The organism is Stutzerimonas stutzeri, from assembly GCF_018138085.1.
Taxonomy (GTDB): Bacteria; Pseudomonadota; Gammaproteobacteria; order Pseudomonadales; family Pseudomonadaceae; genus Stutzerimonas; species Stutzerimonas stutzeri_AI.
This window is the reverse complement of sequence record NZ_CP073105.1, coordinates 3,957,460-3,983,239: the sequence shown is the minus strand read 5'-3', so window position 1 is coordinate 3,983,239 and position 25,780 is coordinate 3,957,460. Positions and strand designations below refer to the sequence as shown.

Sequence of the window (25,780 nt, the reverse complement as noted above, 5' to 3'; positions counted from 1 at the left end):
TCGATACGGGTGCTTGCAGCCTGCGGGGCGAGGGTTAAGATGATCGGCTCCAATCTGTCGCAGAGCCCGCTCCATGCGCCCCTTAGTAGCAACCGTCGACCTGTCCGCGATTCGTCACAACTACACCATGGCCAAACGCTGCGCACCCGGTCGCCACGCCTTCGCGGTGGTCAAGGCCAACGCCTACGGGCATGGCGCGCGTGAGGTGGTGACACACCTGCGCGAGATCGCCGACGGTTTCGCCGTGGCCTGCCTGGAAGAAGCGGAAGACATTCGCCTGAGCGCCCCGGACGCGCGGATCTTACTGCTCGAAGGCTGTTTCGAACCGGCGGAGTATTTGCGTGCCGCCGAGTTGGGGCTGGATGTGGCCATACAGGATCAGCGCCAGGCCGACTGGCTGCTCGCCTGCAATTTACCCCGCCCGCTTAACGTCTGGCTGAAGCTGGACTCGGGCATGCATCGGCTGGGTTTCGCCGCGGAAAGCCTGCGGCAGTGCCATGCCCGGATCAAAGGTTCGGCACAGGTCGCCGAATTGAATCTGATCAGCCATTTCGCCTGCGCCGACGAGCGCGGCCATTCGTTGACCGAGTTGCAGCTGGAGCGTTACGCAGAGCTGCTGACGCTAGAATTCGACAACTGCTCGCTGGCCAACTCCGCCGCGGTGCTGACGCTGCCGCAGGCGCACATGGCGTGGATTCGCCCCGGCATCATGCTCTATGGCGCTACGCCCTTTGCCGAACTGAGCGCGCAGGAGTTGGGTTTGCGCCCGGTGATGACGTTGACCGGTGCGCTGATCGCCGTGCGCGATGTGCCGCAAGGCGAAAGCGTCGGCTATGGCGCCAACTGGGTCGCGCAACGCGCCTCGCGGATCGGCACCGTCAGCTGCGGCTATGCCGATGGTTACCCACGTACAGCGCCTTCGGGCACCTCGGTGGTGATTCACGGCCAGCGCGTGCCTTTGGCCGGGCGGGTCTCGATGGACATGCTGGCAGTGGATCTCACCGATCTGCCGCAGGCGCAGGTGGGCGATGCCGTGGAGTTGTGGGGCGCGCAGATGCCAATCGACGAGCTGGCCCAGGCCTGTGGGACCATCGGCTACGAGCTGCTGACCAAGGTGACCGGGCGGGTGCCGCGGCGCTACGTCGATTGACCGGCAGGCAGCCGTTGCTCGTCCTGCTGAACCCAGTTTGCGCGGCCTTGATGCTTGGCACGGTAGAGCGCCTCGTCGGCCGCCTTGTAGAGCTGTGAGAACTCTTCGGCGTGGCGTGGAAAGAACGCAGCACCGACGCTGACCGTGACGGCCAGGCTCATCTCACCATAGGCCACGGGCTTCGAAAGCTCATGCAGCAGCCGCTCGGCGATCTGGGCGACGTCCTGCTCGACGGTCGGGCCGGTCAGCAGCACCGCGAACTCATCCCCTCCAAGCCGCGCGGCCATATCGCTGGTGCGTACAAGGCCGCGCAGGCGCTGGCCGAGTGTACGCAACAGCAGGTCGCCGGCATCGTGGCCGTGACCGTCGTTTATGGGCTTGAAGTGGTCCAGATCGATCCGCATGTTCCAGCGCTGCCGCTCGTTCCTGCTTGAGGATCTGGATGCGGTAGGCCAATGCGAAGGAGAAGAGGATGGATTCGGCCGTCACCGCCAACGGAAAGAGATAGGCATTCCAGGCCGCAGGCTGAACCACGCCGGTGGCGCGCAGTAGCAGCAGATTGACGCTGCCCAGGATTACCCCGAAACCGAGCAGATAGAGCAGTGCCGGGAAGTAACCCTGACGCCAGCGGCGGAAGGACGCCCATAGCGAAGCGGGAATCGCGGTAAGTGCCAGCGCCACGAATACCCAGGCACCGAACGCACGCCAGCCGAAGGCATTGAGCAGCACGGCGGTGGCATAGAGCATCAAGGCCAAGGTCAGCAGGCGATGCGCCCAGGGCACGAACTGGCGTGTCTGCAACAGCGTCTGGGTGAAGCGGCAGGCACTGAAGCCCCAGAGCGCCGGGATGCTGATTCGGTCGAGCCAGAAGGGCACCGGACCCTGCGGCCAGAGATACTGGAATCCATGGCCGGTCATCGCCAGGATCATCAGCAGCGCGCCGGTAGTGGTCACCACGTACCAGAAATAGGCGCTGTCGCGCAGGCTGAGGAAGATGAACAGGTTGTACAGCAACATCGCCAGGATGACGCCGTAGATCAGGCCGAGAAACAGGTTCTCGCCCGCCGCCTGTCCCTGCAGCGCATCGAGCTGCCAGACCTTGAGCGGAAAGGAGTTCCCCGCCGGGTCGTAGCTGCGCAGATAGAAGGTCAGCGGCTGCTGGTCGTCGAGCGGCGGAAGCCGGAAAAGCATGCGCCGATAGGGGTAGTCACGGCCTTCATTGAAACCGACCAGCTCACCGGACTGCCGCTCCACCCAGCCGCCGCTGCCATCGGGCAGGTAGATGCGAAGATCCTTCAGCGTCACCGAGCCGACCTCCAGCCACCAGTGCCGCGGCGCATCGCTTGTGCGCCGAAGGCTGACCCGGATCCACCAGGGGTTCGGGCTTTGCCCGACGCTGGCCTTGCCCTGGGAAGGCTGGAAACGCGCCAGCGCTTCGGGCGTCTGCAGGTCTGTGATGCTCAGCTGGGCGCCCGGATCCTCAAGCAGTTCGACCTGCGCGTTGAGGCTGCGACTGCTGTCCTCGGCGTCGAGGCTGATCGTCTCGGCTTGAACGCTGGCGATGCCACAAAGGCTGAGGAGCAAGGCGGAAATAATTGCGCGCACCGGGAACTCCCGACTCGAGGCGTTGTCTGTGTCGCGCGAGTATACGGGCTGAGCGGCTGACGTGCGCGCCTGTCGTCCGGACGAGAAAGACCTTGCGCAATGGTCGGGCTTGATCATTTTTTGTGCTATATTCCGCGCCCGTTTTCGTTGCCCCGGTTTCTCGCCATGCACGCAGCCAAGCCCCTTTTCGATTATCCCAAGTACTGGGCCGAGTGTTTCGGCCCGGCACCATTCCTGCCGATGAGCAGGGAGGAGATGGATCAGCTCGGCTGGGATTCGTGCGACATCATCGTCGTCACCGGGGACGCCTACGTCGACCATCCGTCATTCGGCATGGCCATCATCGGCCGTCTGCTGGAAGCCCAGGGCTTTCGCGTGGGCATCATCAGCCAGCCGGACTGGCAGAGCAAAGACGACTTCATGAAGCTCGGCGAGCCGAACCTGTTCTTCGGTGTCGCCGCCGGCAACATGGATTCGATGATCAATCGCTACACCGCCGACCGCAAGATTCGCTCGGACGACGCCTACACCGCAGGCGGCCTGGCTGGCAAGCGTCCGGATCGCGCCAGTCTGGTCTACAGCCAGCGCTGCAAGGAGGCCTACAAGCACGTGCCGGTGGTGCTCGGCGGCATCGAAGCCTCGCTGCGCCGCATCGCTCACTACGACTATTGGTCGGACAAGGTGCGCCGCTCGATCCTGATGGACGCCACGGCCGACATCCTGCTCTACGGCAACGCCGAGCGGGCCATCGTCGAGGTGGCGCAGCGTCTGGCCCGTGGCGAGTCGATCGAGGCCATTACCGATGTGCGCGGCACCGCTTTCATCCGCAAGGACACGCCCGAAGGCTGGTTCGAGATCGATTCCACGCGCATCGACCGTCCGGGCAAGATCGACAAGATCATCAATCCCTACGTCAATACGCAGGATATGTCCGCCTGCGCTATCGAGAAGGAAAAAGGTCCTCAGGACGACCCGAACGAGGCCAAGCCTGTCGAGCTGCTACCGCACCCGAGGCTGGAGCGCGATCGTACGGTGATTCGCCTGCCGTCCTTCGAAAAGGTGCGCAATGACCCGGCGCTCTATGCCCACGCCAACCGCGTGCTTCATCTGGAAACCAACCCCGGCAACGCGCGCGCGCTGGTGCAGCGCCACGACGATCGCGAGCTGTGGCTCAACCCGCCGCCGATCCCGCTGACCACCGAGGAAATGGACTATGTGTTCGCCGCGCCCTATGCGCGCGTGCCGCACCCGGCCTACAACGGCGCGAAAATCCCGGCATACGAGATGATCCGCTTCTCGGTGAACATCATGCGTGGCTGCTTTGGTGGCTGCACCTTCTGCTCGATCACCGAACATGAAGGCCGCATCATCCAGAGTCGTTCCCACGAGTCGATCCTGCACGAGATCGAGGAAATGAAGAACGTGCCGGGCTTCACCGGCGTGGTTTCCGACCTCGGTGGGCCGACCGCCAACATGTATCGCCTGGCCTGCAAGAGCCATGAGATCGAGAAGCACTGCCGCAAGCCGTCCTGCGTGTTCCCCGGCATCTGCGAGAACCTCGATACCGACCACAGCTCGCTGATCGAGCTGTACCGCAAGGCGCGTGCGCTGCCGGGCGTCAAGAAGATCCTCATCGCTTCCGGCCTGCGCTACGACCTCGCCGTGGAGTCGCCGGAATACGTCAAGGAGCTGGTCACCCACCACGTCGGTGGCTATCTCAAGATCGCACCGGAACACACCGAGCGCGGCCCGCTGGACAAGATGATGAAGCCGGGCATCGGCAGCTACGATCGGTTCAAGCGGATGTTCGAGAAGTACTCGAAGGAGGCGGGCAAGGAGCAATACCTGATTCCGTACTTCATCGCCGCTCACCCTGGCACCACCGACGAGGACATGATGAACCTCGCGCTGTGGCTCAAGGCCAACGGTTTCCGCGCCGACCAAGTGCAGGCGTTCTATCCGTCGCCGATGGCCTCGGCCACCGCCATGTACCACACCGGCAAGAACCCGCTGCGCAAGGTGACCTACAAGAGCGAAGGCGTCACTGTGGTCAAGAGCGAGGAGCAGCGCCGACTGCACAAAGCCTTCCTGCGCTATCACGACCCGAAGGGTTGGCCGCTGCTGCGTGAGGCGCTGACCCGCATGGGTCGCGCCGACCTGATCGGCAGCGGCAAGCATCAGCTGATCCCGGTGCATCAGCCAGCCACCGATGGCTATCAGAGCGCGCGTCGCAAGAACTCGACGCCGGCCGGCAGCAAGAAAGCCGGGCAGGGCGGGCAGATTCTCACCCAGCACAACGGCCTGCCGCCACGCAGCCACGACGGTAACGCCTGGGACAAGCGCGAGCAGGCCAAGGCCGCGGCCGAAGCCCGGCGCAAGGCCGCTTCCGGTGGTGGCAAGCCGTCCGGCAAGAACCGCAAACCGTCGCAGCGTCCCGCCGTCCCGCGCTGATGCCGGCGGGCAGCCGTGCTATGAGCGCGGCTGCCGTGAGCGTGTTCAGCCCTGGAAGGCCTGGGTGGCCTGATTCAGCTCGCCGGCCAGATGCAGCATCTGTTCGCTTTGCGCGCGGCCTTGACTGATGTGCTTCAGGTTGCGGTCGCCGAGCTGATGGATACGTTCGCTGTGGCCGCGGATCTCGCTTACCGCCTCACCCTGTTGGGCGGTGGCAAGCGCGATCTGCGCGGCCATCTGTTCGATCGAGCCGATGGTGACGACGATCTGGTTGAGTGCGGCATCGGCGGTTTCGGCCAGCTCGGCGGTCGCCTCGGCGTGGACGACCTGGGTGCGCATGGCCTGTACCGATTGTTGCGCGGCGGATTGCAGCCCACCGATCAGTAACTGAATCTCCTCGGTGGCGCCACTGGTGCGTTGAGCAAGCGTGCGCACCTCATCGGCGACCACGGCGAAGCCGCGGCCCTGCTCGCCTGCTCGGGCGGCTTCGATCGCGGCGTTCAGGGCCAGCAGGTTGGTCTGCTCGGCGATCGAGCGAATCACCGTCAGGACTTTGCCGATGGTGCCCGTCTCGTCGGCCAGGCGACCGATGGCCGAGGCGTTGTCCTGCACTTCGCTGACCAGGTCATGCAGCCCGGTCAGGCTGTTGCGAATGACCGCCTGCCCCTGATTGACGGCCTGGCCCGCTGCGCGCCCGGCATCGGCTGTCTGTTCGGCGCCGCGGGCGACTTCGCGGATGGTCGCTTCCAGCTCTTCCAAGGCGTCTCGAATCTGCCGGGTATCGCTGCTCTGATCGCTGGCGCTCTGGTGCAGATCGCCGCTCAGCTCGGCCAGGCTGCGGCTGTTACCGGTGACGGCCCCCGCGTGCTGGCGCAGCGTGCCGACCAGTGTTAGCAAGTAGCCGCGCAACTGACCGAGCGAGCCCTCGATTTCTGTCAGTTCCCGCGTATTGGTGCGCAGGACGATGGGGTCGCGAAAGTCGCCGCTGGCCCAGGTACAAAGCGAGGGCACCAGTTGCCCCAGTGACCGGGTCAGTCGCCGTTGTAAGCGATCGATGGCCAATGCGATCAGCAGGATGAGAACGATGATCGCCCCCTGGATCAGGCGCACCTCCGCCTGGATTCGGCCGTACTCCTTGCGAATCTCGGGTTCCAGCTCGTCCAGCGCCGATTGCAGCGCGGCAACTCGCTGGCCGGTCGCTAGCATCAGCTGTGCCCGTTGTTCGATCAGCGCGCGTGTGCGCTGGAGTTCGCCGGGGTAGCGCTTGATCAGGCTGGCGAGCTCGCGCTTGAGTGCGGTTCCTCTATCTTCCGTTGTCTGTTCCGACGTCGAGGTGTCGAGGTCCAGCAAGGCAGCGAAGGTGCTGGCGCCGGACGCCTGCTCGCTCATGACGCCCAGCAGCGGCAGCGCATCCAGCGTTGCCATGGTTTTGTCGAGTGACTGCAACGCCAGCTCGGCGTCGCTGCTACCGTCGCTCAGTTTGGCTCGCGCGTGGCTGAGGCGAAGCAGCTGGCGGCTCGCTTCGAACAGCGGCTGCCGGTAACGGGCCGCTGCGGGATCGTCGCTGCTCATGGCGTACTGGTCGAGTTGCTCCAGCGCTCCAGCCATCTCGCGCTCGGCTTGCGACAGCAGGCCGGTCGGATCGCCCGCCAGTTTGCCTGCCGCCAGGAGTTCGGTTGCCGTGAACCGCTGGAGTTGTTCCAGGCTTGGCTGCAGTCGTTCGGCAAAGGTCTCCGGCAGTGTGCGGACGCTGGGGGCGAGCTGCTCGAGCGCTGTCACCGCCGCTTTGTGTTGCAGCGCATCGCCGCTGCTCAGATAGCCCTGGATATTGCTCGCGACCTCGGTTTGGAAGCGTTGGGAGAGGTTGAGGTAACGCTCCATCAGCGCATAGGGGCGCCCCAACGCCTGTTCCGACCACCACAGCGTGGCGCCGAGCGCGAGACAGATGGTCACGAGCAGCAAGGTGTTGAGCGTGGTTAGCGACTTCAGGCGCATCCTGACCTCCGGGCAATGTGGAGGTCAGCAATATATGGCTATCTGATGTCACTCCTGTGACAGGGTGTACCGCTCGACGCGGTTACGGCCGCCGTGCTTGGCGCGATAGAGCGCTTCGTCTGCCTGTTGGGTCAGCGACTTGATATCGGTATCGGGGGCGAGTTCGGCGATGCCGCAGCTGAAGGTACAGGAGAGATCGGCCGGTTGCGCTGGATAGCGGATCTCGGCGAAGCGCTGGCGTATTTCGTCAAGGACCTTCACGGCATCTCGCGCACAGGTATCGGGCAGCACCACCGCGAACTCCTCGCCGCCATAGCGGCCGATATGGTCGGTCTTGCGCAGGCGCTGCTTGAGGAATAGGGCGAGGCTTTTGATCACGCGGTCGCCCATGGGGTGCCCGTAGGTGTCGTTGACCTTTTTGAAGTGATCGATATCGATCATGGCGAAACAGAGAGAGCGGCCGTCGCGGCGTGCTCGCGAACTGGCGTCTTCGAGCAATTGCAGGCTGTGCGTATGGTTGTAGAGCCCCGTGAGGCTATCGCGCACGATTCTGGCCTTCAGGTTGCGGGCTCGCTCGGCGCGGGTGCGGACCGTGGCGATCAGGTGGCTGGGCTTGATCGGCTTGGTCAGGAAGTCATCGCCCCCTTCGTTCATCGCATCCAGCTGTTTGTCCAGGTCGTCCTCGGCCGACAGATAGATGATCGGTACGCTCACATAGCGCTCATGCTGGCGGATGACCTTGGCCAGCTCGGTGCCCATGCACTCGGGCATGTACATGTCGAGGATGATCAGGTCCGGCTGGAAGTCAGCCAGGTAGGTGATGGCCTGGATCGGCTCGTTGAGCGTCCGGGTGATTATGCCGGCGTTGTTCAGGACCCGTTCGGTATGCGTCGCCTGGGCGCGCGAGTCGTCGATGATGAGCACCCGAAAGGGCTCGTAATGAGCGGTGCGGGTGAAGATTTCGATCTTCTCCAGCAGGCTGGATGCGTCGAGCGCGCCGGTGAAAAATTCCAGCCCTCCGGCCCGTACGGCGGCCAGGCGCATGGGCGTGTCCGTCTCCGCATGGCTGAAGAAAATCAACGGCAGCTTGTCTTCGAGTCCTTGCTGCACGCGTTCGGCGAGTTTCAGGCCTTCACCGGGACCGTTGAAATCTACGTCCATGACCAGGGCGGCCGGGTGGCGTTCATACATGGCCGCGCGGAACTCGCTGTCGGTGGCGAATGCCCGTGCCGTCATGCTGAAGAATTCGAGCTGGCGCACCACGTGGCTGGCTCGCTCATGGTCTTGCAGCGCGATGTACACGGGTTTGCTCAGCGGCGGGACGTAACCGGATTGCCCGCGCGGGTCTCCATGATTGAGGCCGGTGCGCGCGAGCCGGTAGACCAGTTGGCTGAGCGTGGCGATGGTGTGGCTCGACAGGCGCCCGCGGTTGTCGTTGATGTCGACCAGGCAGTCGTCGATGCCCATGGCGAGCTGCCGATGCTCGGCCTGGTCGAAGCGTTCGGCGAAGCGCCGCAAGCGCTGATTGGCATCGGCGAGCGCGGTGCGATAGCTGTCGTTCCACTCGCTGCGTTGCAGCTGCTGCCAGACCTCGAGCACCTCACGTGCCTGGTGAATGACTCTTTGCGCGAAGTGTTGCTTCAGTTCTTCCTGATCCGACATGTCCGGTTCCCTGGCCCGCTGCACAGTGCGTTCAGAGGCTGCGTAGTGGCCTCATGCTACCACTGTTATGGCCGTTGCGAAGGCACTGTATAGGCGGCCTGGTTCTCATTATGAGGCTCGCCGAGGACCAGCTGCGTTATAGTGGTTCACAGGCCGCGACGCCTTTCAGTGCCGGTGGTCGAAATCTTGAATTCCGAAAGAAGGACTGATGCTCATGTTGGATTGGAAGAACCGCCTTGGCCGCCTCGGCTCGTCGGGAAACACCGCCAGAGCGGAAGGGGCGGGTCGCAATCCGCTGGTACTGGCGCTGGCTGTGGTGGTCGGGCTCTATCTGCTGGTGGCGCTGCTGATTGGCTGGTATTGGAGTTCCGAGCCAGACCGCTTTGCTGTTCAGCAGCACGTGCGCCAGGCGGCCGATGGTTCGCAGCGGCAGATCGTCAACGGTTACACGACTGTTGAGACGCTCAAGCGCGTGGCCAGCACGCTGCTGGACAAGCCGGGCGGCTATCTGACCAATGACGTCGCTCCTCCCGGCCTGTGGCTGGATAACATGCCCAGCTGGGAATACGGCGTGCTGGTTCAGGTGCGCGATCTCAGCCGTGCGCTGCGCAAGGATTTCGCCCGGTCTCAGTCGCAGTCGACCGAGGATGCCGATCTGTCGAAAGCCGAGCCGTTGTTCAATTTCGACAATCGTAGCTGGGCATTGCCTGCCAGTGAGTCGGAATACCGTAACGGTATTCGCTACCTGGATCGTTACCTCGCGCGTTTGAGCGATCCGGCGCCCAAGGCGCAGTTCTACTCGCGCGCCGACAACCTCAATAACTGGTTGGGTGATGTGGGTACGCGGCTGGGTTCGCTATCGCAGCGGCTGTCGGCCAGTGTCGGCCGAGTACGTCTGGATACCCAGGGCGCAGCCCCGGAGCAGGCGCCAGAGCGCGGCCAGCAGGTGCTCGAGGAGGAGCGTGTCGAGACGTCGTGGTTGCAGATCGACAACGTCTTCTATGAAGCGCGAGGGCAAGCGTGGGCCCTGTCCCATCTGTTGCGCGCGATCGAGGTGGATTTCGCCGACGTGCTGGCGAAGAAGAACGCGGCGATCAGTGTGCGGCAGATCATTCGCGAGCTTGAAGCGGCGCAGGAACCCCTGTGGAGCCCGATGGTGCTGAACGGCAGCGGTTATGGCGTGCTGGCCAACCATTCGCTGGTGATGGCCAACTACATTTCGCGTGCCAACGCGGCGATCATCGATTTGCGCAATCTGCTGACGCAGGGGTGAGACGGGAAGACGATCGAAGCGCTGAAGGCTGGAAAGCTGGGCGAGTGAGGGCGGCTTGAAGAGCGTCTGGCTGGGGCTCGTACACTGGACGGCCTCCAGCCTTGCTCAATCCAGCCCGAGTTTCTTCAGGCGATAACGCATGGAACGGAACGACAGACCCAGCCGCTGAGCGGCGGCGGTGCGGTTCCAGCGTGTTTCTTCCAGCGCCTGCATGATCAGCTTGCGCTCTACCTCTTCGAGGTGATCTTCCAGATTGTCGATCTGCGCCAGACTCGCTTCGCCATGCTCCGGTATGCCCGGCGCGTCAGAGAGGCGCAGGTCGCTGGGTTTGATCTCCTCACCCTCGCAGAGCGTGTAGGCGCGCTCCAGCATGTTTTCCAGCTCGCGTACGTTGCCCGGGAACCGGTAGCTTTGCAGCTTCGCCAACGCATCGGGATGCAGCCGCGCTGCGGTATCGCCACAATCGCTGGCGAGGCGATGAAGCATGACGTCGGCCAGCTGCGCGATGTCTTCGCGACGTTCACGCAGGGGTGGCACGCGCAGCTCGATGACGTTCAAGCGGTAGTAGAGGTCCTGGCGAAAACGGCCCGCGGTGACTTCGCTGGCGAGGTCTTTGTGGGTGGCGCAGAGAATCCGCACATCGACCACCACCTCCTTGGCGCCCCCGACCGCACGCACAGCCTTTTCCTGGATCGCTCGGAGCAACTTGACCTGCATCGGCAGGGGAAGGTCGGCTACTTCGTCGAGGAACAAGGTGCCGCCGTTGGCCGCCTGGAACAGTCCCGGTTTGTCTTCCATGGCACCGGTGAAACTGCCCTTCTTGTGTCCGAAGAACTCGCTTTCCATCAACTCCGAAGGGATTGCGCCGCAGTTGACCGGAACGAAGGGCCGCTCGTGGCGTGGCCCTTGTTCGTGGATCAGTCGCGCCACCAGCTCCTTGCCGCTGCCGGATTCGCCGCTGATATAGACCGGTGCCTGGCTGCGCGCCAGTTTGCCGATCTGTTTGCGCAGCAGGTTCATCGGCGGCGACGCGCCGAGCAAGCGGTTGTCGACCGATAACGCGTTGGGGTTCGGGCTGCGAAGCCGGAGCGCGGTATTCACCAGCTCGCGCAGACGGCCCAGATCCACCGGCTTGGTCAGGAAATCGAAAGCACCGGCCTTGAGCGCGCCGATCGCGGTGTCGAGGCTACCGTAGGCGGTGATCATCGCTACGGGCAATTGCGGGTATTGCTGCTGGATGAATTGCACCAGCTCCAGCCCGCAGCCATCGGGCAGGCGCATGTCGGTGAGGCAGAGATCGTAGTGCTCACGCGCCAGACACTCGCGTGCTTCCTTGAGGTTGCGGGCGCTGCGGGTGTCGAGCTTCATGCGCCCGAGGGTGATCTCCAGGAGTTCCCTGATATCGGGTTCGTCATCGATAATCAACGCTTTCTGGCGGGCGGTCATGGTCTTGGTCTTTTAGCTGACGATGGATGGCGCGGGCCGCAATGTTAACGCCGCCGGGCGTGATTTGTACCGCCACGGTGGTCGATGTGTGACCTGTTGCCCCTCGGTTGGCCTCAGCCCAGCTTGCGTGGGTGAGCGAAGACGATGCGGAAACAACTGCCGCCTTCATCTCGTTGACGATAGTCCAGACGCGCCTGATTGCTTTCGCAGAGCTCGCGGGAAATATACAGGCCCAGGCCGGTGCCCTTGCTTTCGGTGGTGAAGAATGGCTCGAAGATATTCTGCAGTTGTTCGGGTGCCACTCCCGGGCCGTCGTCGAGTATCTCGAGCACCGGCAGGTCGCTGGTCTCGTCGCGAAACACGCGCAGCCATACCTGAGCCTGCTGATGCTGCTGGCCGCTGTAGCGCAGGCCGTTCTGCACCAGGTTGGTCAATACCTGGATGAGCTGGTTGGGGTCCATGCGGGTCTGCAGCGAGCTGCCCTGGGTTTCCACGTGCAGGCGCTGATTGGCAGGTAGGCTTTCGCGAAACTCGCTGGCGAATCGATGAATCCAGTATTTCAGGTCGAGTAGTTGTGGTTCGGCCTGGCGACGGCGCGAGAGCTGCAGCACGTTCTCGATGACCAGATTCATGCGCCGCGAGTGATCCTGGATGATTTGCGTAAGGCGCAAGTCAGCGGCGTCCAGTGCTTCGGACTCCTGCAAAAGCTGCGCGGCGTGGCTGATGGCGCCAAGGGGATTGCGGATCTCGTGGGCGATGCTGGCGGTCAGTCGGCCGAGGGACGCGAGTTTGAGCTGCTGCGCCTTCTGCGTGATCTGCGAGATGTCCTCGAGGAAAACCAGCGTGTCCTGCTTCACGCCATGCTGCAGCATGGCGAAACTCGGCTGCAGCGTGGCGCCGTCCGGTATTGCCTTGAAGTTGCGTGGCCGCAGGGTTGGGTTATCGCGCCATTGCTGCAAGGCCTTGAGCAGGTCGGGGCAGCGAGGGGCCAGGCGTTCGCCGGTCAGGTCTTGTTGACCAAGCAATTCCAGCGCGCCCTGATTGGCAAGCAGTACGCGTTCCTGCGGATCGAGCACGAGGATTCCGGTGCGCATTCGCTGCAGGATCTGAGCGTTCAAGGCTTCGAGATTGGCGACTTCCTCGGCGCGCTGACGTGCCAGGCTCTCGCTGACCTGTAGTCGCCTCGTCAGCCCTTGCACCAGCAGCGCGGCGGCAAAGCAAAGCGTGCCGAGTGCCGCAGCCTGAACATACTGACTGCTTGCGGCGCTATCGCTGAGGTTGAGATAGAACGTCAGGTAGATGAGGCCGGTAGCGGCGACTGCGGCGATGAAGAAGCCGATGCGGCCATGCAGCAGGATATTGGCAATGGCGACTGCGACAATCAGCAGGTTGCCGATTCCGCTTGGCGTGCCGCCGGCAAAATAGAACAGGGCCGCCAGCAGGGTCACATCCAGCAGGGCAAGGGCCAGCACCGGTAGTTCGCGCTTGGGATTCTGCAGCAGTACCGCGACGAGGATGTTGAGAATCAGGTACAGCCAGGCGCCGTAGTGAAACGCCGCCGGGTTGCTCATGTGCATCAGGTCGTTGTGCAGGTCGCTGCTGATGAGCAGTACCAGCACCAGGCCGATCGCGACGCGATAGAGGTGATAGAGCCGGAGGATTCGCCGGCCCTGGTGACCGAGAAACGTCAGGCTCTCAGTGGCCACCCGAAGCGCTGCCCTGGTCCAGATGCGCCTGGCTGCAGTACCAGTGGTCATGACGCTGCAGCGCCTGTTCCCGAGGCAGGTGCACGCCGCATTCGGCACAGCGGACCATGGTCACGGTGGTCTGTTGCGTCTTGCCGGTCGATGTCGGTTTGTTGGTCAGGCGACGCCATAGCCAGATGGCGGCAGCGATCAGGATGATCCAGAACAACAGACGAAACAGCCCCATATTTCTACTTCCTGGCTAAGCCGTGAGGGCCTGCCGGATTCGGCAGGCTGCGACAGGGCGATCAGTCGAACAGGCCAAAGGTCAGGTAGCTCCACCAGGAGCGGCTCTTGCGTTGCTCTTCGCTGGCCGCGTCAGCTTCCGCTTCTTTCAATACCGGGCGCAGTTCATCAGGAAGATCCTGGGCGGCATTCTCATACTGGCGCACCACGTCGCGGTTGGATTGGGAGACGTCTGGCGCCTTGGTTTCGGTCTCGATCAACCCGAGGGTTGCACGGGACAGCCAGCTGCGGTTGTCCTCCTCCTTTTCCCGCGGTACGAACTCGCCGCCGTCGAGGCTGGGATGGTCCGGATAGTTGAGCTTGAGGGTTTCCAGGCTGCTATCGGCGAGCTCGTTCAGCCCCATGTGCTGATAGGCCTCGGTCATCACCGCCAGCCCGTCGCCGACCGAAGGGGTACCCTGGAAGTTTTCCACGACGTAACGGCCTCGGTTGGCGGCCGCTACGTAAGCCTGGCGGCGCAAGTAGTAGTCGGCGACATGGATCTCGTTGGCGGCCAGCAGGTTGCGCAGGTAGATCATGCGAGCCTTGGCATCCGGCGCGTAGCGGCTATTGGGATAGCGTGTGGTCAGTTGTGCGAATTCGTTGAACGAGTCACGCGCAGCGCCCGGGTCGCGCTTGGTCATGTCCAACGGCAGGAACCGCGCCAGCAGTCCGCGATCCTGATCGAAGGACGCCAATCCTTTCAGATAGTAGGCGTAGTCGACGCTGGGATGCTGTGGGTGCAGGCGGATGAAGCGCTCGGCGGAGGAACGCGCGGCTTCCGGTTCGGTGTTGCGGTAGTAGGCGTAGATCAGTTCCAGCTGCGCCTGTTCGGCGAAGCGGCCGAAGGGGTAGCGTGACTCCAGGGCCTTCAGCTTGTTGATGGCGCTGGTGTAGCTCTTGCTGTCCAGGTCGGCCTGTGCCTGCCGGTACAGTTCCGCTTCGCCAAGGTTTTCGCTAATGGTTTCGTTGGATGAACAGGCAGCGTTTAGGGCGAAAATGGCGATCAGCAGCAGGTGTTTCACTTGCATGGCGGCTTGCGTCCCTGTGACGGCTGGCTGTCTCGCGCGGAGCCGTCCTGTTATGATGGGCGCCCCGGCTGGCCGGGACAAAGACGCCGTATTTAAACACAAGCCTGTGGCTGAAACCAAAAGCTCCACCCGTGCCACTGCACGAAGCGTGCATGCCCGTCGTCGAGCTGCCCTTCGCGCGGCAAGCCAGCCGCCCAGGTATTGCGCTCCTGTTTGCCAGCCACTGCCTGATCGCCATTTCGTTAGCCGAACCGCAGCGTTTTGCCTCTTCCTACTTATGAAGCGCCCTTAATTATGTCCACGCTCTCCACTCAGGCCATCCATCTTCGTGCCGAGGTGCCGTTCGACCTTGGCGGGCAGCGCCTCGACCAGGTTGCGGCGCAACTGTTCTCGGAGCATTCGCGCTCGCGTCTGGCAGCCTGGATCAAGGAAGGACGGCTCACGGTCGACGGCGACGTGCTGCGTCCTCGCGACACCGTGCATGCAGGTGCCATTCTGGAGCTGTCTGCCGAGCAGCAGGCTCAGGGCGAATGGGTGGCGCAGGACATTGCACTGGATATCGTGTTCGAGGACGAGCACATCCTCGTGCTGAACAAGCCGGCCGGTCTCGTGGTGCATCCGGCAGCGGGACACGCCGACGGCACGCTGCTCAATGCGCTGCTGCATCATGTGCCCGACATCATCAACGTGCCGCGCGCAGGCATCGTTCATCGATTGGACAAGGACACCACCGGGCTGATGGTCGTCGCCAAGACGCTACAGGCACAGACGCGCCTGGTCGAGCAGATGCAGGCGCGCAGCGTCAGCCGCATTTATGAGGCCATCGTGATCGGCGTGATCATTACCGGTGGTACCGTTGACGCACCGATCGGACGCCATGGCCAACAGCGCCAGCGCATGGCGGTGGTCGAGGGCGGTAAGCCCGCGGTGAGCCATTATCGTGTGCTGGAGCGCTTCCGCTCGCACACCCATGTCCGGGTCAAGCTGGAAACCGGGCGTACGCACCAGATTCGCGTACACATGACGCACATCGGTTATCCGTTGGTAGGCGACCCGCTCTACAGCGGGCGTTTCCGCATCCCTCCCGCAGCCAATCCGACCATGGTGCAGACCCTGAAGGATTTTCCGCGTCAGGCGCTGCATGCGCGTTTTCTCGAACTGGATCATCCGATCAGTGGTGAACGGATGAAGTGGGAATCGCCATTGCCCGATGATTTCGTCTGGTTGTTGACCTTGCTGCAGCAGGACCGCGAGGCGTTCGTAGGATGAGCGACAGGCCTGGCGACTGGATTCTTCCCGAGTGGCCAGCGCCGTCGCGCGTTCGGGCGTGTGTCACCACGCGTGGGGGCGGGGTCAGTCAGGCGCCTTTCGACAGCTTCAACCTCGGCGACCACGTCGGCGATGCCCCGAACGCCGTGGTCGCCAATCGGCAACAGCTGCAGCGGGTGCTCGGCTGCGAGCCTGCCTGGATGAATCAGGTGCATTCGAGTACCGCAATCGAAGCCGATCCTCGACACCGTCCCACCGCCGATGCCAGCTGGACGGGTGAAGCCGGCATCGCCTGTGCGGTGCTGACCGCCGATTGCCTGCCGGTACTCTTCAGTGATCGCGCAGGTTCCCGGGTAGCCGCGGCGCATGCCGGCTGGCGCGGGTTGGCCGGCGGGGTGCTCGAGGCGACCGTGGCGGCAATGGCAATTCCTGGGGACCAACTGCTGGCCTGGCTCGGTCCGGCAATCGGGCCCGATGCGTTCGAGGTGGGGCCGGAAGTGCGCGACGCCTTCGTGTCCCGGCATGCCGCGGCCGCCGATGCCTTTTCCGCCAGCTGCAATGCCGGCCGTTACATGGCTGACATCTATCGGCTTGCCCGGCTGCATCTGGCTGCCTGCGGCGTCACCGCCGTCTTCGGTGGTGGCTACTGCACCGTGGGCGACCCTCGCTTCTATTCCTATCGCCGTGCAGCCCGTACCGGCCGTTTCGTCAGTCTGATCTGGCTCGACTGAATCGTCGCGACGGCTTTGTCGCCGGTAGAACCTGCTCCTACAGGTGGTTGCGGTGCTTTTTGTAGGAGCTGCCTCTGGCTGCGGTTGGGGTGAGTGTCCGGCCTGCTGGCCCGCCCCGGAAACAAGTGCCGGGGCTGACTTGGATCAATGCCACCTGGCTTGAATCTCCAACAATCAACCTTATCTAAGTTCCATCTCGCAGGCTTTTGTCGAGGTGCGATTGAATGCGCCGGCCTGCCTAACCAGAAAAGGTGATGACATGCGTATCGATCGTTTGACCAGCAAGCTGCAGCTTGCGCTTTCCGACGCTCAGTCCATCGCGGTCGGCCTCGATCATCCGTCTATCGAGCCGCTGCATTTGATGCAGGCGTTGCTCGACCAGCAGGGCGGGTCGATTCGGCCACTGTTGATGCAGGTGGGTTTCGACATCAATGGCCTGCGCCAGGCGCTGACCAAGGAGCTCGACCAACTGCCGAAACTGCAGAACCCGACGGGCGACATGAATATGTCGCAAGATCTGGCGCGCCTGCTCAATCAGGCCGACCGCCTGGCGCAACAGAAAGGCGATCAGTACATCTCGAGCGAGTTGGTACTGCTCGCGGCGCTCGATAGCAATACCCGCCTGGGCAAGCTCTTGCTGGCTCAGGGCGTGAGCAAGAAGGCGCTGGAGAATGCCATCAGCAACCTGCGCGGTGGCGATGCCGTCAACGACCCCAATGCAGAAGAGTCGCGTCAGGCGCTGGATAAATACACCGTCGACATGACCAAGCGCGCCGAGGAGGGCAAGCTCGATCCGGTGATCGGCCGCGATGACGAGATTCGGCGGACCATTCAGGTGCTGCAACGGCGCACCAAGAACAACCCCGTGCTGATCGGTGAACCCGGCGTCGGCAAGACCGCCATCGTCGAAGGGCTGGCCCAGCGTATCGTCAATGGCGAAGTGCCCGATGGGCTCAAGGACAAGCGCCTGCTGGCGCTGGACATGGGCTCGCTGATCGCCGGCGCCAAGTTCCGCGGCGAGTTCGAAGAACGCCTCAAGGCAGTGCTCAACGAGCTGAGCAAGCAGGAGGGGCGCGTCATTCTGTTCATCGACGAGCTGCACACCATGGTGGGCGCCGGCAAAGCCGAGGGCGCCATGGACGCCGGCAACATGCTCAAGCCAGCGCTGGCTCGGGGTGAGTTGCATTGCGTCGGCGCGACCACGCTCGATGAATATCGCCAGTACATCGAGAAGGATGCGGCGCTGGAGCGGCGTTTCCAGCGTGTGCAGGTCGACGAGCCAAGCGAGGAAGACACCATTGCCATTCTGCGCGGCCTGAAGGAACGCTACGAAGTGCACCACGGTGTTTCCATTACCGACGGCGCGATCATCGCGGCGGCTAAGCTCTCGCATCGCTACATCACCGACCGGCAATTGCCGGACAAGGCCATCGACCTGATCGACGAGGCGGCCAGCCGTATCCGCATGGAGATCGACTCCAAACCGGAGGAGCTGGATCGCCTGGACCGGCGTCTGATCCAGCTTAAGATCGAGCGTGAGGCGCTGAAGAACGAAGACGACGAAGCGACCAAGAAGCGCCTGGCCAAGCTGGACGACGAAATCGTCAAGCTGGAGCGTGAGTACGCCGATCTCGAGGAAATTTGGAAGTCCGAAAAGGCCGAAGTGCAGGGCTCCGCTCAGATGCAGCAGAAGATCGAGCAGGCCAAGGCCGATCTCGAGGCTGCGCGGCGCAAGGGCGACCTGTCGCGGATGGCCGAGTTGCAGTACGGCATCATCCCCGACCTGGAACGCAGCCTGCAGATGGTCGACCAGCACGGCAAGACGGAAAACCAGCTGTTGCGCAATCGCGTGACGGACGAGGAAATCGCCGAAGTCGTGTCGAAGTGGACCGGCATTCCAGTGTCGAAGATGCTCGAGGGCGAGCGCGAGAAGCTGCTGAAGATGGAAGACCTGCTGCACCAGCGCGTGATCGGGCAGCACGATGCGGTAGTCTCGGTCGCCAATGCGGTGCGTCGTTCGCGTGCGGGATTGGCCGATCCGAACCGCCCCAGCGGCTCCTTCCTCTTTCTCGGCCCGACCGGCGTGGGCAAGACCGAACTGTGCAAGGCGCTGGCCGAATTCCTCTTCGACACCGAAGAGGCGATGATCCGCATCGACATGTCCGAGTTCATGGAGAAGCATTCGGTGGCGCGTCTGATCGGTGCCCCGCCGGGCTACGTGGGGTACGAGGAGGGCGGTTACCTGACCGAGGCGGTGCGCCGCAAGCCGTATTCGGTGGTGCTGCTGGACGAGGTCGAGAAGGCGCACCCAGATGTCTTCAACATCCTGCTGCAGGTGCTCGAAGATGGGCGACTGACCGACAGTCACGGCCGCACGGTGGACTTCCGCAATACGGTGATCGTGATGACCTCGAACCTGGGCTCGAGCCAGATCCAGGAACTGGTGGGCGATCCGGATGCACAGCGCGCGGCCGTCATGGACGCGGTGAGCAGCCACTTCCGGCCGGAGTTCATCAACCGAATCGATGAAGTGGTGGTGTTCGATCCGCTGGCACGAGAGCAAATAGCGGGCATTGCGCAGATCCAGCTGGGGCGCCTGCGGCAACGTCTGGCAGAGCGTGATCTGAGCCTGGAGTTCAGTGACGAGGCCATGGACAAGCTGGTCGCGGTGGGCTACGACCCGGTCTATGGCGCACGGCCGCTGAAACGCGCCATTCAGCGCTGGATCGAGAACCCGCTGGCGCAGAACATACTGTCTGGTGCGTTCGAGCCGGGTTCGTCGATCGTCGGCAAGGTGGAGGGCGACGAAATACATTTCGCCAAGGCCTGAGTGGGGCCGGCAGAGTCGTCCGCGGAGGGCGGCTCTGCCGACGCTCCGATGTCGCTCGCAACGTATTGTAGTAAATCGCATTTTTTCTGTTGACAGGCGCGTCGAGAACCGTAAAATGGCGCGCCTCTGAGGGGGGTTTGCAAGGCAGTACAGCAAGCCATCCGAGGAGCTGGAAGTGATAGTTCCGCGATAGCTCAGTCGGTAGAGCAAATGACTGTTAATCATTGGGTCCCAGGTTCGAGTCCTGGTCGCGGAGCCAATTTCCAATCGGGGTATAGCGCAGTCCGGTAGCGCGCCTGCTTTGGGAGCAGGATGTCGGGAGTTCGAATCCCCCTACCCCGACCAATTTTGGGTCGTTAGCTCAGTTGGTAGAGCAGTTGGCTTTTAACCAATTGGTCGTAGGTTCGAATCCTACACGACCCACCAAACCGCCTGAACAAGGCCAAAGAAACCGGAAGATCCCGAGCGGATCTTCCGGTTTTTTTATTGCCTGTCATTCGGGGCTGGCGCCTGCCTTGAAGGCCCAGGCTTCCAGCGCCTCCTGAAAGGGGAGGCGCTGTCACGCTGGCTATCTCAATGCAGCTTGAGGCGGGGTACGGTGCTGGTACTGAGCTTGTCGCCGATCATCATCAGTCCCGTGCGCGCGACGCCATACAGCGCGATCTGGTGCATCCGGTACAGCGAAACATAGAACATCCTCGCCAGCCACCCCTCCAGCATGACGTTGCCGGTGAGGTTGCCCATCAGGTTGCCGACTGCGGAAAAGCTCGACAGCGAGATCAGCGAGCCGTAGTCGCGGTAACGATAGCTCGGCAGACTCTCTCCACGCAGACGCCGGGACAGCGATTTGACCAGCAGCGAAGCCTGCTGGTGCGCTGCCTGGGCTCGCGGCGGAACGTTGCGATCACTGTCTGGCTGTGGGCAGGCGGCGCAGTCGCCGAAGGCGAATATATCCTCGTCTCGGGTGGTCTGTAGCGTCGGCAGCACTTGCAGCTGGTTGATCCGGTTGGTCTCCAGGCCGTCCAGTTCATGCAGGAAGCTCGGCGCCCGGATACCCGCTGCCCATACCTTCAATGTCGCGGGTACGAAGTCGCCGTTCGTTGTGTGCAGACCTTCTTCGGTCACTTCGCTGACCGCGGCGTCGGTGAGCACGGTGACGCCCAGGTTGCCAAGCGTCTGGTGCACGGGTTGGCTGATGCGCTCCGGTAGCGCTGGCAGGACGCGTGGGCCGGCTTCGATGAGCGTGATATGGACGTCTTCCGGCTTGATGCCGTCCAGTCCATAGGCGGCAAGTTCGCGTGCGGCATGGTGCAGTTCGGCAGCCAGCTCGACCCCTGTTGCGCCGGCACCGACGATGGCCATGTTGATGGTGCCTTGGCGGCCTTCGCTGGCGTGGGCGCGCATGTAGTGGCTGAGCAGGTGGCGATGAAAGCGCTCGGCCTGCTCACGGGTGTCGAGGAAGATGCAGTGCTCTGCGGCGCCCTTGGTGCCGAAGTCATTGGTCGTGCTACCGACGGCGATCACCAGAGTGTCATAGGCGAGTGTGCGGGCCGGCACCAGCTCGATGCCATGCTCGTCGAACGATGGGGCCAGGTGAACGCATTTGCGCTCGCGCTCCAGGCCGCACATGCGGCCCATCTGGAACTCGAAGTGGTTCCATTTGGCTTGGGCGACGTAATTGAGTTCGTCGGCGGACGAATTCAGCGAGCCGGCGGCCACCTCGTGCAGAAGGGGCTTCCAGATGTGCGTCAGGTTGGCGTCAATCAGCGTGATGCGGGCCTTGCCGCGCTTGCCCAGGGTTCTACCCAGGCGGGTGGCAAGCTCCAGGCCGCCGGCGCCGCCGCCGACGATTACGATGCGATGTGTCATGGAATGAACTCATAAGGCTTTGCGGAATTCGGTCGAGTGCGAGGGGCAGGGCGGCGACGGTCATGTCACCAGCCCGCTCAGGAGGCGGCTCAGCAGGCCCAGGCCAACGACTACGACCAGAACCAGCACCAGGAGCAGCCAGGGCCTGAATGGCCGGCGCTCGACTTGGTGCTGAGGCGCGCTGAGGTACTGATCGACGCGTTTCTGGTCTTCTGGATTCAGGCGGCTGGGCATAGGCACCTCGAAAGGGAATGCGGGCATTCTAGCGGTGCGACGACAAAAGCCAAGCGCAGCGGCGGTGGAGCGCGCTGGCTCGCGTGCAAAAGCGTTGCGGGATGCGGACCCCGTCAATCAGACGGAGCCAGGTCCGAGGGCGCGGCGATCGCCGGCCTAGCGCCCGTTATGCTTCAGGCTGCGCAGGTTGCCGATCACCGATTCCAGCGCGCGGTCGAAAAGCAACGCATCATTGAGCAGGCGAATCGCACCGCGACGAAATTCGATGGCTAGTCCCGTTCGGGTCTTTTCCAGCACCTTCATCCCGGTGCGGTTGACGAAGATATATTTCCCCGTGGGTTTGATGATTGCGGCAAGCTTGCAGCGAAGCTTGTGATCCTCGTCTTCCTGGAATTCCACCCAACTGCCGACGCGCAGATTATCGACCTGGGTGAGCGCCTCGTCGTTGTCGGCCAGATTGATCTCCGGTTCCTGCTCGCGGCTTTCGCCAGGAGCCAACAGGATGATCTCCTCGTTGACTTCGACCATCGGGGCGAGGGTGACGGCCTCCTCGGCGGGTTCTTCGCGCGGCGGCAGCTCCAGTTTCTGTTCGGTGAAAAGCCTGTCGTGCGAGCCGGTATCCCTGGCTAGTGCTGCGGGCGCCGGTTCGATGGTCGGGTTGAGTTGCTGCAGCGTTTGGACGTGCAACGCTTCGAGCCGGGTGAAGAAATCGCTGGTGGAGAAGGGGTCGAACGCTGCGCTGGCCAAGCCCTCGCGCAGATTTTTCAGCAGGCTGGGAACCAGTTCCAGCAGCCGCGCCCGGGCTTCGGGCGCCTCGTGCGGTGTCACGCTCCAGATCAGATCGTCCATGGTGGTCAGCGCGGCCTGCCACTGTTCCGACTGGGTGCCGTGCTTGAGGCATGTCAGCAGAAGGACTTTGCTCCAGGCTTCTTGCAGCAGGCGGACCACCACCTCCGGCAGGGTCTTACCCAGCAGGCGCTGATTGAGCGCATGTTCGACTTCCTTGCGCGCCATTTCCGCCTTGGCACGGCCTTCCTCGGCGTCCCGCGTGCGTTGTTCGAGGAGTTCGCTGCGACGACGTTCGTCGCCAGTGAAGGCCAGGAAGTCGGCAAGCAGTTCGGAGAAGATCGTCGGATCGTCGACGAAGTCGTTGAGCAGGCGGGACACGACTTGCTCGATCTTCTGGTACAGGCTGTCTCGTTGAGTCTCGTCCTGGTCGACCCAGCCCATCGCGGCCGAGGCGATCTCGTTGAGCAGGCGTCGGGCCGGGTGGCTGCCCCGGCTGAAGAAGGTCTTGTCCAGCACCGCGACTTTCAGGACCGGGATCTGCAGGCGACCGATCAGTGCTTTGAGCGAGTCCGGCAGGGTGCGATCGTCGAGAATGAATTCGAACAGCATCGACACCAGGTTGATGACGTCTTCGTCGACCTCGCCGACCACCCGTGACTTGCCGCTCTTGGCGCTGACCCGGTGCAGCAGTTGCTCGAGCTGAGCTTGCAGGTCATATTCGTCGATCTGTTGAGGGGCGCGCGACTGCAGGTGCGAGAGCAGTCGCATCAGGTCATTGCTGGATATCGGGACGGCGTCGCTCGGCAGGTTTCGGGCCGGCAGTGCACTGCCGCGCAACTCCGAGAGCAGTGCTTGCAGGCTGCCGAACGCTTCCTGGACATCGTCGTTCGCATAGGTCGGCGATGCTTCGCCAGCGCCCGCTGCGGACCGCGGCGCGGCTCTGCCCGGCGCGCCTGGACGGCTCGTCGAGCGGCGCGGTGGCATGGATTGCAGTTCCGGCAGAATGCCAGCCGCGACCAGGATCTGGTTCGATTCGGCGTAGAGCTGTTCGAGGTCGGCGAGTACGTAGCGCTCGAACAGCTTCAGGATGATCAGCTTGACCTTGATCTCGACGCCAAGGCTATGGCAGGCGTCGAGAAAATACTCACACAGCTGCTGTGGACCCAGCGGGTTGTTCTTGTCATCGAGCTTTCGGCTGACCAGCACGTTCATGCGAGTGGTCAGATGGCTAAGCGGCTGGCTGGCGCGGCTCATCACCTTGGCGACCATGGTGTCGATCGCGACTGACTCTTCCAGCTCGTCGTTCTGTACCAGGGCCAGGCTGTCGAACGACGCCTCCTGTTGGGCGGGCTTGCCGATTTCGTACTGGTTGAGCTTGGCGAAGGATTCGAAAACCTGCTGAAGGAAGCTGCGTTCGATACCGCGCCGCTTCATGCGCAGGTCGCGCATGGCTTCGAAAAAAGCGTTCTGTTCGGCATTGCTGGTGGCGCGATCGGCAATCTCGAAGAGCGAGTCGTCGGCATTGTCGAAGAGCGTTTGCAACGCCAACCGCAACTGCTGCGCGGCTTTATCGCGCACGCTGATAAGCGCGACCGGCAATCTGCCTGCCGTCGAGGTCGGCTTTTGCTCAGGGGCGGCCTTCAGGTGCACCACTTTCCCATCGGTTCGCATCGAGACTCTCCGGTCGCCTAGCTGATCAAGCGCGCTCAATGAACAGGTAGCATGCCGTTGATTACAGACGGGAGCAACGGCATGTGAATTTAATGGCGAGAAGCCGCCATTCCAGTGGCGTCAATTTCTAGCGGCATTATATGCATCTTATTCGTTAGCCTAGCGCGGTTTTGTTTTGGATATGACACGGCTCACAGATACTCAGCGGTATTTCCTACAGACGGTCAGCTTCTTCCTGCGCCTCGAATACGGCGGTCAGAGCGGTTGTCGGCAACGGTCTGGCATGCTGCTCGCTGGCGAGCCTACGCCTTATACTCTTACCGATTTCATAGGGAGCTCGTCGTGACCAATATCACTCTAGCGGACCTGTCCGCTGAAATTGAGAGCAATGTACGTAAAGCGCTGAGCGAGGATGTTGGAACCGGTGACATCACTGCGCAACTGATCCCCGCCGAGCGGCTTGGGCATGCTGCGGTCATCACTCGCGAGCAGGCGGTGATCAGTGGCACGGCGTGGGTGGATGCCGTGTTCCGGCAGTTGGATCCGCGAGTGGCCGTGCATTGGCAGGTCGTCGATGGCGAGCGGGTTATGGCCGATCGCGTCCTGTTTCATATCGAGGGGCCTGCGCGGGCACTGCTCAGCGGAGAACGCGCCGCGCTGAATTTCCTGCAGACGTTATCGGGCGTCGCCACGCGCTGCCGGCATTATGCCGATCTCGTCGAAGGTACGGGCGTGCGCCTGCTCGACACCCGCAAGACCTTGCCCGGTTTGCGTCTGGCGCAGAAATACGCCGTCACCTGCGGCGGCTGCCATAACCATCGAATCGGTCTCTACGATGCCTTCCTGATCAAGGAAAATCACATTGCCGCCAGCGGCGGAATCGGCGAGGCCGTTGCGGCTGCTCACCGGATTGCACCTGGCAAGCCTGTGGAAGTCGAGGCGGAGAATCTTGACGAGCTGGAGCAGGCCCTGCGGGCCGGTGCCGATGTGGTCATGCTCGACGAGCTGAGTCTCGCCGACATGCGAGTCGCGGTGGGTATGGCGGCCGGAAGGGCGAAGCTGGAGGCGTCGGGCGGGATCGACGACGAGTCGCTGCGTGCGATCGCCGAAACCGGGGTGGATTACATTTCGATCGGCGCCCTGACCAAGCATGTTCGGGCGATCGATCTGTCGATGCGTCTACGGCAGTGATGCGTGGAAGGCGGCGCGGAGGCGCCGCCGATTCGCTCAGTGCTTGCTCTTCAGGCCGAAATTCTCATGCAGCGTGCCCGGTACGTCGGCATCTTTCGGTGCGTAGTCCTTCGGCGGCTCGGTGAAGGTCGGCGAGTTGAGGCGTTCCCGATGGCCGTGGCTTTCTTCGCTGTGCAGCGCGGCGAGCAGACGCTGACGGGTCTGTTCATCGAGAGCGAGTTTGTCGGCGCCCTCGGACAGATGATCCTGCATGTCCTGATAGCTATTGGTCAGCTTGCGCAACAGGCTGGCGGTCGTATTGAAGTGGGTGACCACTTCGCTCTGGTAGGTATCGAAGCGCTCCTGCAGCTCATCCACCTGACGCTGTGTGCTGTTCGGTGCGCTGTTTCGCGCAATCAGATAGCCGATAGCGATGCCGGCAATCACACCGACGATGGGGAGCAACCAGGTCGCGAGGGTCTGTTCCACGAGTACTTCCTCTATATGAACGGCTTGCAATGCAGGCCGTGAAAAAACATGTGGTGGAGATCAGGCGCAGTGGCTTCAGGCCAGAACGCGGCTGATGTCCGGGTACTGCACCGCCCTGGGCAGTGGTTTTCCCACGGCCTGATAC

At 62.8% G+C, this 25,780-nt stretch carries 18 protein-coding genes, 3 tRNA genes and 1 pseudogene; 11 read left to right on the top strand and 11 right to left on the bottom strand.

Annotated elements, in window-relative coordinates; genetic code table 11:
- The first annotated feature begins 73 nt into the window (after positions 1 to 73).
- Positions 74 to 1,150, top strand: a complete 1,077-nt coding sequence (alr, locus tag KCX70_RS18350) for an alanine racemase (protein ID WP_212618376.1) — start codon at positions 74 to 76, stop codon at positions 1,148 to 1,150.
- Here the strand turns inward: alr and KCX70_RS18345 are convergent.
- Positions 1,138 to 2,755: pseudogene (locus KCX70_RS18345) on the bottom strand (7TM diverse intracellular signaling domain-containing protein). The gene alr and the pseudogene KCX70_RS18345 sit on opposite strands and share 13 nt — an antisense overlap.
- 165 nt (positions 2,756 to 2,920) lie before the next feature.
- Here KCX70_RS18345 and KCX70_RS18340 point away from each other — a divergent pair.
- Positions 2,921 to 5,206, top strand: a complete 2,286-nt coding sequence (locus tag KCX70_RS18340; protein WP_031310733.1) for a YgiQ family radical SAM protein — start codon at positions 2,921 to 2,923, stop codon at positions 5,204 to 5,206.
- Positions 5,207 to 5,251: 45 nt separating this feature from the next.
- Here KCX70_RS18340 and KCX70_RS18335 read toward each other — a convergent pair whose 3' ends face one another.
- Positions 5,252 to 7,201 carry a methyl-accepting chemotaxis protein gene (locus KCX70_RS18335; protein WP_212618375.1) on the bottom strand — a complete coding sequence of 650 codons (1,950 nt, stop codon included), beginning with the start codon at positions 7,199 to 7,201 and terminating at the stop codon, positions 5,252 to 5,254.
- A gap of 48 nt (positions 7,202 to 7,249) precedes the next feature.
- The gene (locus KCX70_RS18330; RefSeq protein ID WP_212618374.1) at positions 7,250 to 8,863 is read right to left on the bottom strand and encodes a response regulator; all 1,614 of its coding nucleotides are present in this window, start codon (positions 8,861 to 8,863) and stop codon (positions 7,250 to 7,252) included.
- 214 nt (positions 8,864 to 9,077) lie between these two features.
- On the opposite strand from KCX70_RS18330, the gene KCX70_RS18325 reads away from it, so the two are divergent.
- Positions 9,078 to 10,136, top strand: coding sequence for a DUF2333 family protein (locus tag KCX70_RS18325; protein WP_102846734.1), 1,059 nt, complete (start codon positions 9,078 to 9,080; stop codon positions 10,134 to 10,136).
- Positions 10,137 to 10,241: 105 nt separating this feature from the next.
- Here KCX70_RS18325 and KCX70_RS18320 read toward each other — a convergent pair whose 3' ends face one another.
- From KCX70_RS18320 to KCX70_RS18305, 4 genes are all read right to left on the bottom strand, one after another.
- A complete protein-coding gene (locus tag KCX70_RS18320) occupies positions 10,242 to 11,582 on the bottom strand; it encodes a sigma-54-dependent transcriptional regulator (RefSeq protein ID WP_102846589.1) in 1,341 nt (446 codons plus the stop codon).
- 113 nt (positions 11,583 to 11,695) lie between these two features.
- A complete protein-coding gene (locus KCX70_RS18315) occupies positions 11,696 to 13,288 on the bottom strand; it encodes a sensor histidine kinase (protein ID WP_021206785.1) in 1,593 nt (530 codons plus the stop codon).
- Complete coding sequence (locus tag KCX70_RS18310; RefSeq protein ID WP_212618372.1) at positions 13,278 to 13,514, bottom strand: PP0621 family protein; 237 nt, start codon at positions 13,512 to 13,514, stop codon at positions 13,278 to 13,280. The genes KCX70_RS18315 and KCX70_RS18310 overlap by 11 nt, the downstream gene beginning before the upstream one ends.
- Positions 13,515 to 13,575: 61 nt before the next feature.
- Entirely contained in the window at positions 13,576 to 14,583 is a 1,008-nt protein-coding gene (locus KCX70_RS18305) for an outer membrane protein assembly factor BamD (RefSeq protein WP_102853740.1), read from the bottom strand.
- A gap of 152 nt (positions 14,584 to 14,735) precedes the next feature.
- Here KCX70_RS18305 and KCX70_RS23430 point away from each other — a divergent pair, with 152 nt between their 5' ends.
- The 7 genes from KCX70_RS23430 (at position 14,736) to KCX70_RS18275 (ending at position 19,839) form a co-directional block, all read left to right on the top strand.
- The gene (locus KCX70_RS23430) at positions 14,736 to 14,864 is read left to right on the top strand and encodes a hypothetical protein (protein ID WP_021206788.1); all 129 of its coding nucleotides are present in this window, start codon (positions 14,736 to 14,738) and stop codon (positions 14,862 to 14,864) included.
- A gap of 13 nt (positions 14,865 to 14,877) precedes the next feature.
- Positions 14,878 to 15,852 (top strand): 23S rRNA pseudouridine(1911/1915/1917) synthase RluD, encoded by a 975-nt coding sequence (rluD, locus tag KCX70_RS18300; RefSeq protein WP_212618371.1) that lies wholly within the window; start codon positions 14,878 to 14,880, stop codon positions 15,850 to 15,852.
- Positions 15,849 to 16,583 carry a peptidoglycan editing factor PgeF gene (gene pgeF, locus KCX70_RS18295; RefSeq protein ID WP_212618370.1) on the top strand — a complete coding sequence of 245 codons (735 nt, stop codon included), beginning with the start codon at positions 15,849 to 15,851 and terminating at the stop codon, positions 16,581 to 16,583. Before rluD ends, pgeF begins: the two co-directional genes overlap by 4 nt.
- A 259-nt stretch (positions 16,584 to 16,842) precedes the next feature.
- Positions 16,843 to 19,413, top strand: a complete 2,571-nt coding sequence (gene clpB / locus KCX70_RS18290) for an ATP-dependent chaperone ClpB (protein ID WP_212618369.1) — start codon at positions 16,843 to 16,845, stop codon at positions 19,411 to 19,413.
- A gap of 183 nt (positions 19,414 to 19,596) precedes the next feature.
- Positions 19,597 to 19,672: transfer RNA gene (locus tag KCX70_RS18285), tRNA-Asn, on the top strand.
- Between the two features lie 9 nt (positions 19,673 to 19,681).
- Positions 19,682 to 19,758: transfer RNA gene (locus KCX70_RS18280), tRNA-Pro, on the top strand.
- 5 nt (positions 19,759 to 19,763) lie between these two features.
- A tRNA-Lys gene (locus KCX70_RS18275) sits at positions 19,764 to 19,839 on the top strand.
- Positions 19,840 to 19,986: 147 nt separating this feature from the next.
- On the opposite strand, the gene KCX70_RS18270 is transcribed toward KCX70_RS18275, so the two are convergent.
- The 3 genes from KCX70_RS18270 to KCX70_RS18260 form a co-directional block, all read right to left on the bottom strand.
- On the bottom strand, positions 19,987 to 21,282 hold the full coding sequence (locus KCX70_RS18270; RefSeq protein WP_021206363.1) for an NAD(P)/FAD-dependent oxidoreductase: 1,296 nt from the start codon (positions 21,280 to 21,282) through the stop codon (positions 19,987 to 19,989).
- A gap of 60 nt (positions 21,283 to 21,342) precedes the next feature.
- A complete protein-coding gene (locus KCX70_RS18265; protein WP_021206364.1) occupies positions 21,343 to 21,516 on the bottom strand; it encodes a DUF3094 family protein in 174 nt (57 codons plus the stop codon).
- A gap of 156 nt (positions 21,517 to 21,672) precedes the next feature.
- Positions 21,673 to 23,976, bottom strand: coding sequence for a DUF1631 domain-containing protein (locus KCX70_RS18260; protein WP_212618368.1), 2,304 nt, complete (start codon positions 23,974 to 23,976; stop codon positions 21,673 to 21,675).
- 342 nt (positions 23,977 to 24,318) lie between these two features.
- On the opposite strand from KCX70_RS18260, the gene nadC reads away from it, so the two are divergent.
- The gene (gene nadC / locus KCX70_RS18255) at positions 24,319 to 25,167 is read left to right on the top strand and encodes a carboxylating nicotinate-nucleotide diphosphorylase (protein ID WP_212618367.1); all 849 of its coding nucleotides are present in this window, start codon (positions 24,319 to 24,321) and stop codon (positions 25,165 to 25,167) included.
- Positions 25,168 to 25,203: 36 nt separating this feature from the next.
- Here the strand turns inward: nadC and KCX70_RS18250 are convergent, their stop codons facing one another.
- On the bottom strand, positions 25,204 to 25,635 hold the full coding sequence (locus KCX70_RS18250) for a YhcB family protein (RefSeq protein WP_021206367.1): 432 nt from the start codon (positions 25,633 to 25,635) through the stop codon (positions 25,204 to 25,206).
- Between the last annotated feature and the right edge of the window lie 145 nt (positions 25,636 to 25,780).

What these genes read in the sequence shown, in the direction of transcription:
- alr (WP_212618376.1), top strand. Translation starts at nt 74, where the DNA reads ATGCGCCCCTTAGTAGCAACCGTCGACCTGTCCGCGATTCGTCACAAC.
- KCX70_RS18340 (WP_031310733.1), top strand. Translation starts at nt 2,921, where the DNA reads ATGCACGCAGCCAAGCCCCTTTTCGATTATCCCAAGTACTGGGCCGAG.
- KCX70_RS18335 (WP_212618375.1), bottom strand. Translation starts at nt 7,201, where the DNA reads ATGCGCCTGAAGTCGCTAACCACGCTCAACACCTTGCTGCTCGTGACC.
- KCX70_RS18330 (WP_212618374.1), bottom strand. Translation starts at nt 8,863, where the DNA reads ATGTCGGATCAGGAAGAACTGAAGCAACACTTCGCGCAAAGAGTCATT.
- KCX70_RS18325 (WP_102846734.1), top strand. Translation starts at nt 9,078, where the DNA reads ATGTTGGATTGGAAGAACCGCCTTGGCCGCCTCGGCTCGTCGGGAAAC.
- KCX70_RS18320 (WP_102846589.1), bottom strand. Translation starts at nt 11,582, where the DNA reads ATGACCGCCCGCCAGAAAGCGTTGATTATCGATGACGAACCCGATATC.
- KCX70_RS18310 (WP_212618372.1), bottom strand. Translation starts at nt 13,514, where the DNA reads ATGGGGCTGTTTCGTCTGTTGTTCTGGATCATCCTGATCGCTGCCGCC.
- KCX70_RS18305 (WP_102853740.1), bottom strand. Translation starts at nt 14,583, where the DNA reads ATGCAAGTGAAACACCTGCTGCTGATCGCCATTTTCGCCCTAAACGCT.
- KCX70_RS23430 (WP_021206788.1), top strand. Translation starts at nt 14,736, where the DNA reads ATGCCCGTCGTCGAGCTGCCCTTCGCGCGGCAAGCCAGCCGCCCAGGT.
- rluD (WP_212618371.1), top strand. Translation starts at nt 14,878, where the DNA reads ATGTCCACGCTCTCCACTCAGGCCATCCATCTTCGTGCCGAGGTGCCG.
- pgeF (WP_212618370.1), top strand. Translation starts at nt 15,849, where the DNA reads ATGAGCGACAGGCCTGGCGACTGGATTCTTCCCGAGTGGCCAGCGCCG.
- clpB (WP_212618369.1), top strand. Translation starts at nt 16,843, where the DNA reads ATGCGTATCGATCGTTTGACCAGCAAGCTGCAGCTTGCGCTTTCCGAC.
- KCX70_RS18270 (WP_021206363.1), bottom strand. Translation starts at nt 21,282, where the DNA reads ATGACACATCGCATCGTAATCGTCGGCGGCGGCGCCGGCGGCCTGGAG.
- KCX70_RS18265 (WP_021206364.1), bottom strand. Translation starts at nt 21,516, where the DNA reads ATGCCCAGCCGCCTGAATCCAGAAGACCAGAAACGCGTCGATCAGTAC.
- KCX70_RS18260 (WP_212618368.1), bottom strand. Translation starts at nt 23,976, where the DNA reads ATGCGAACCGATGGGAAAGTGGTGCACCTGAAGGCCGCCCCTGAGCAA.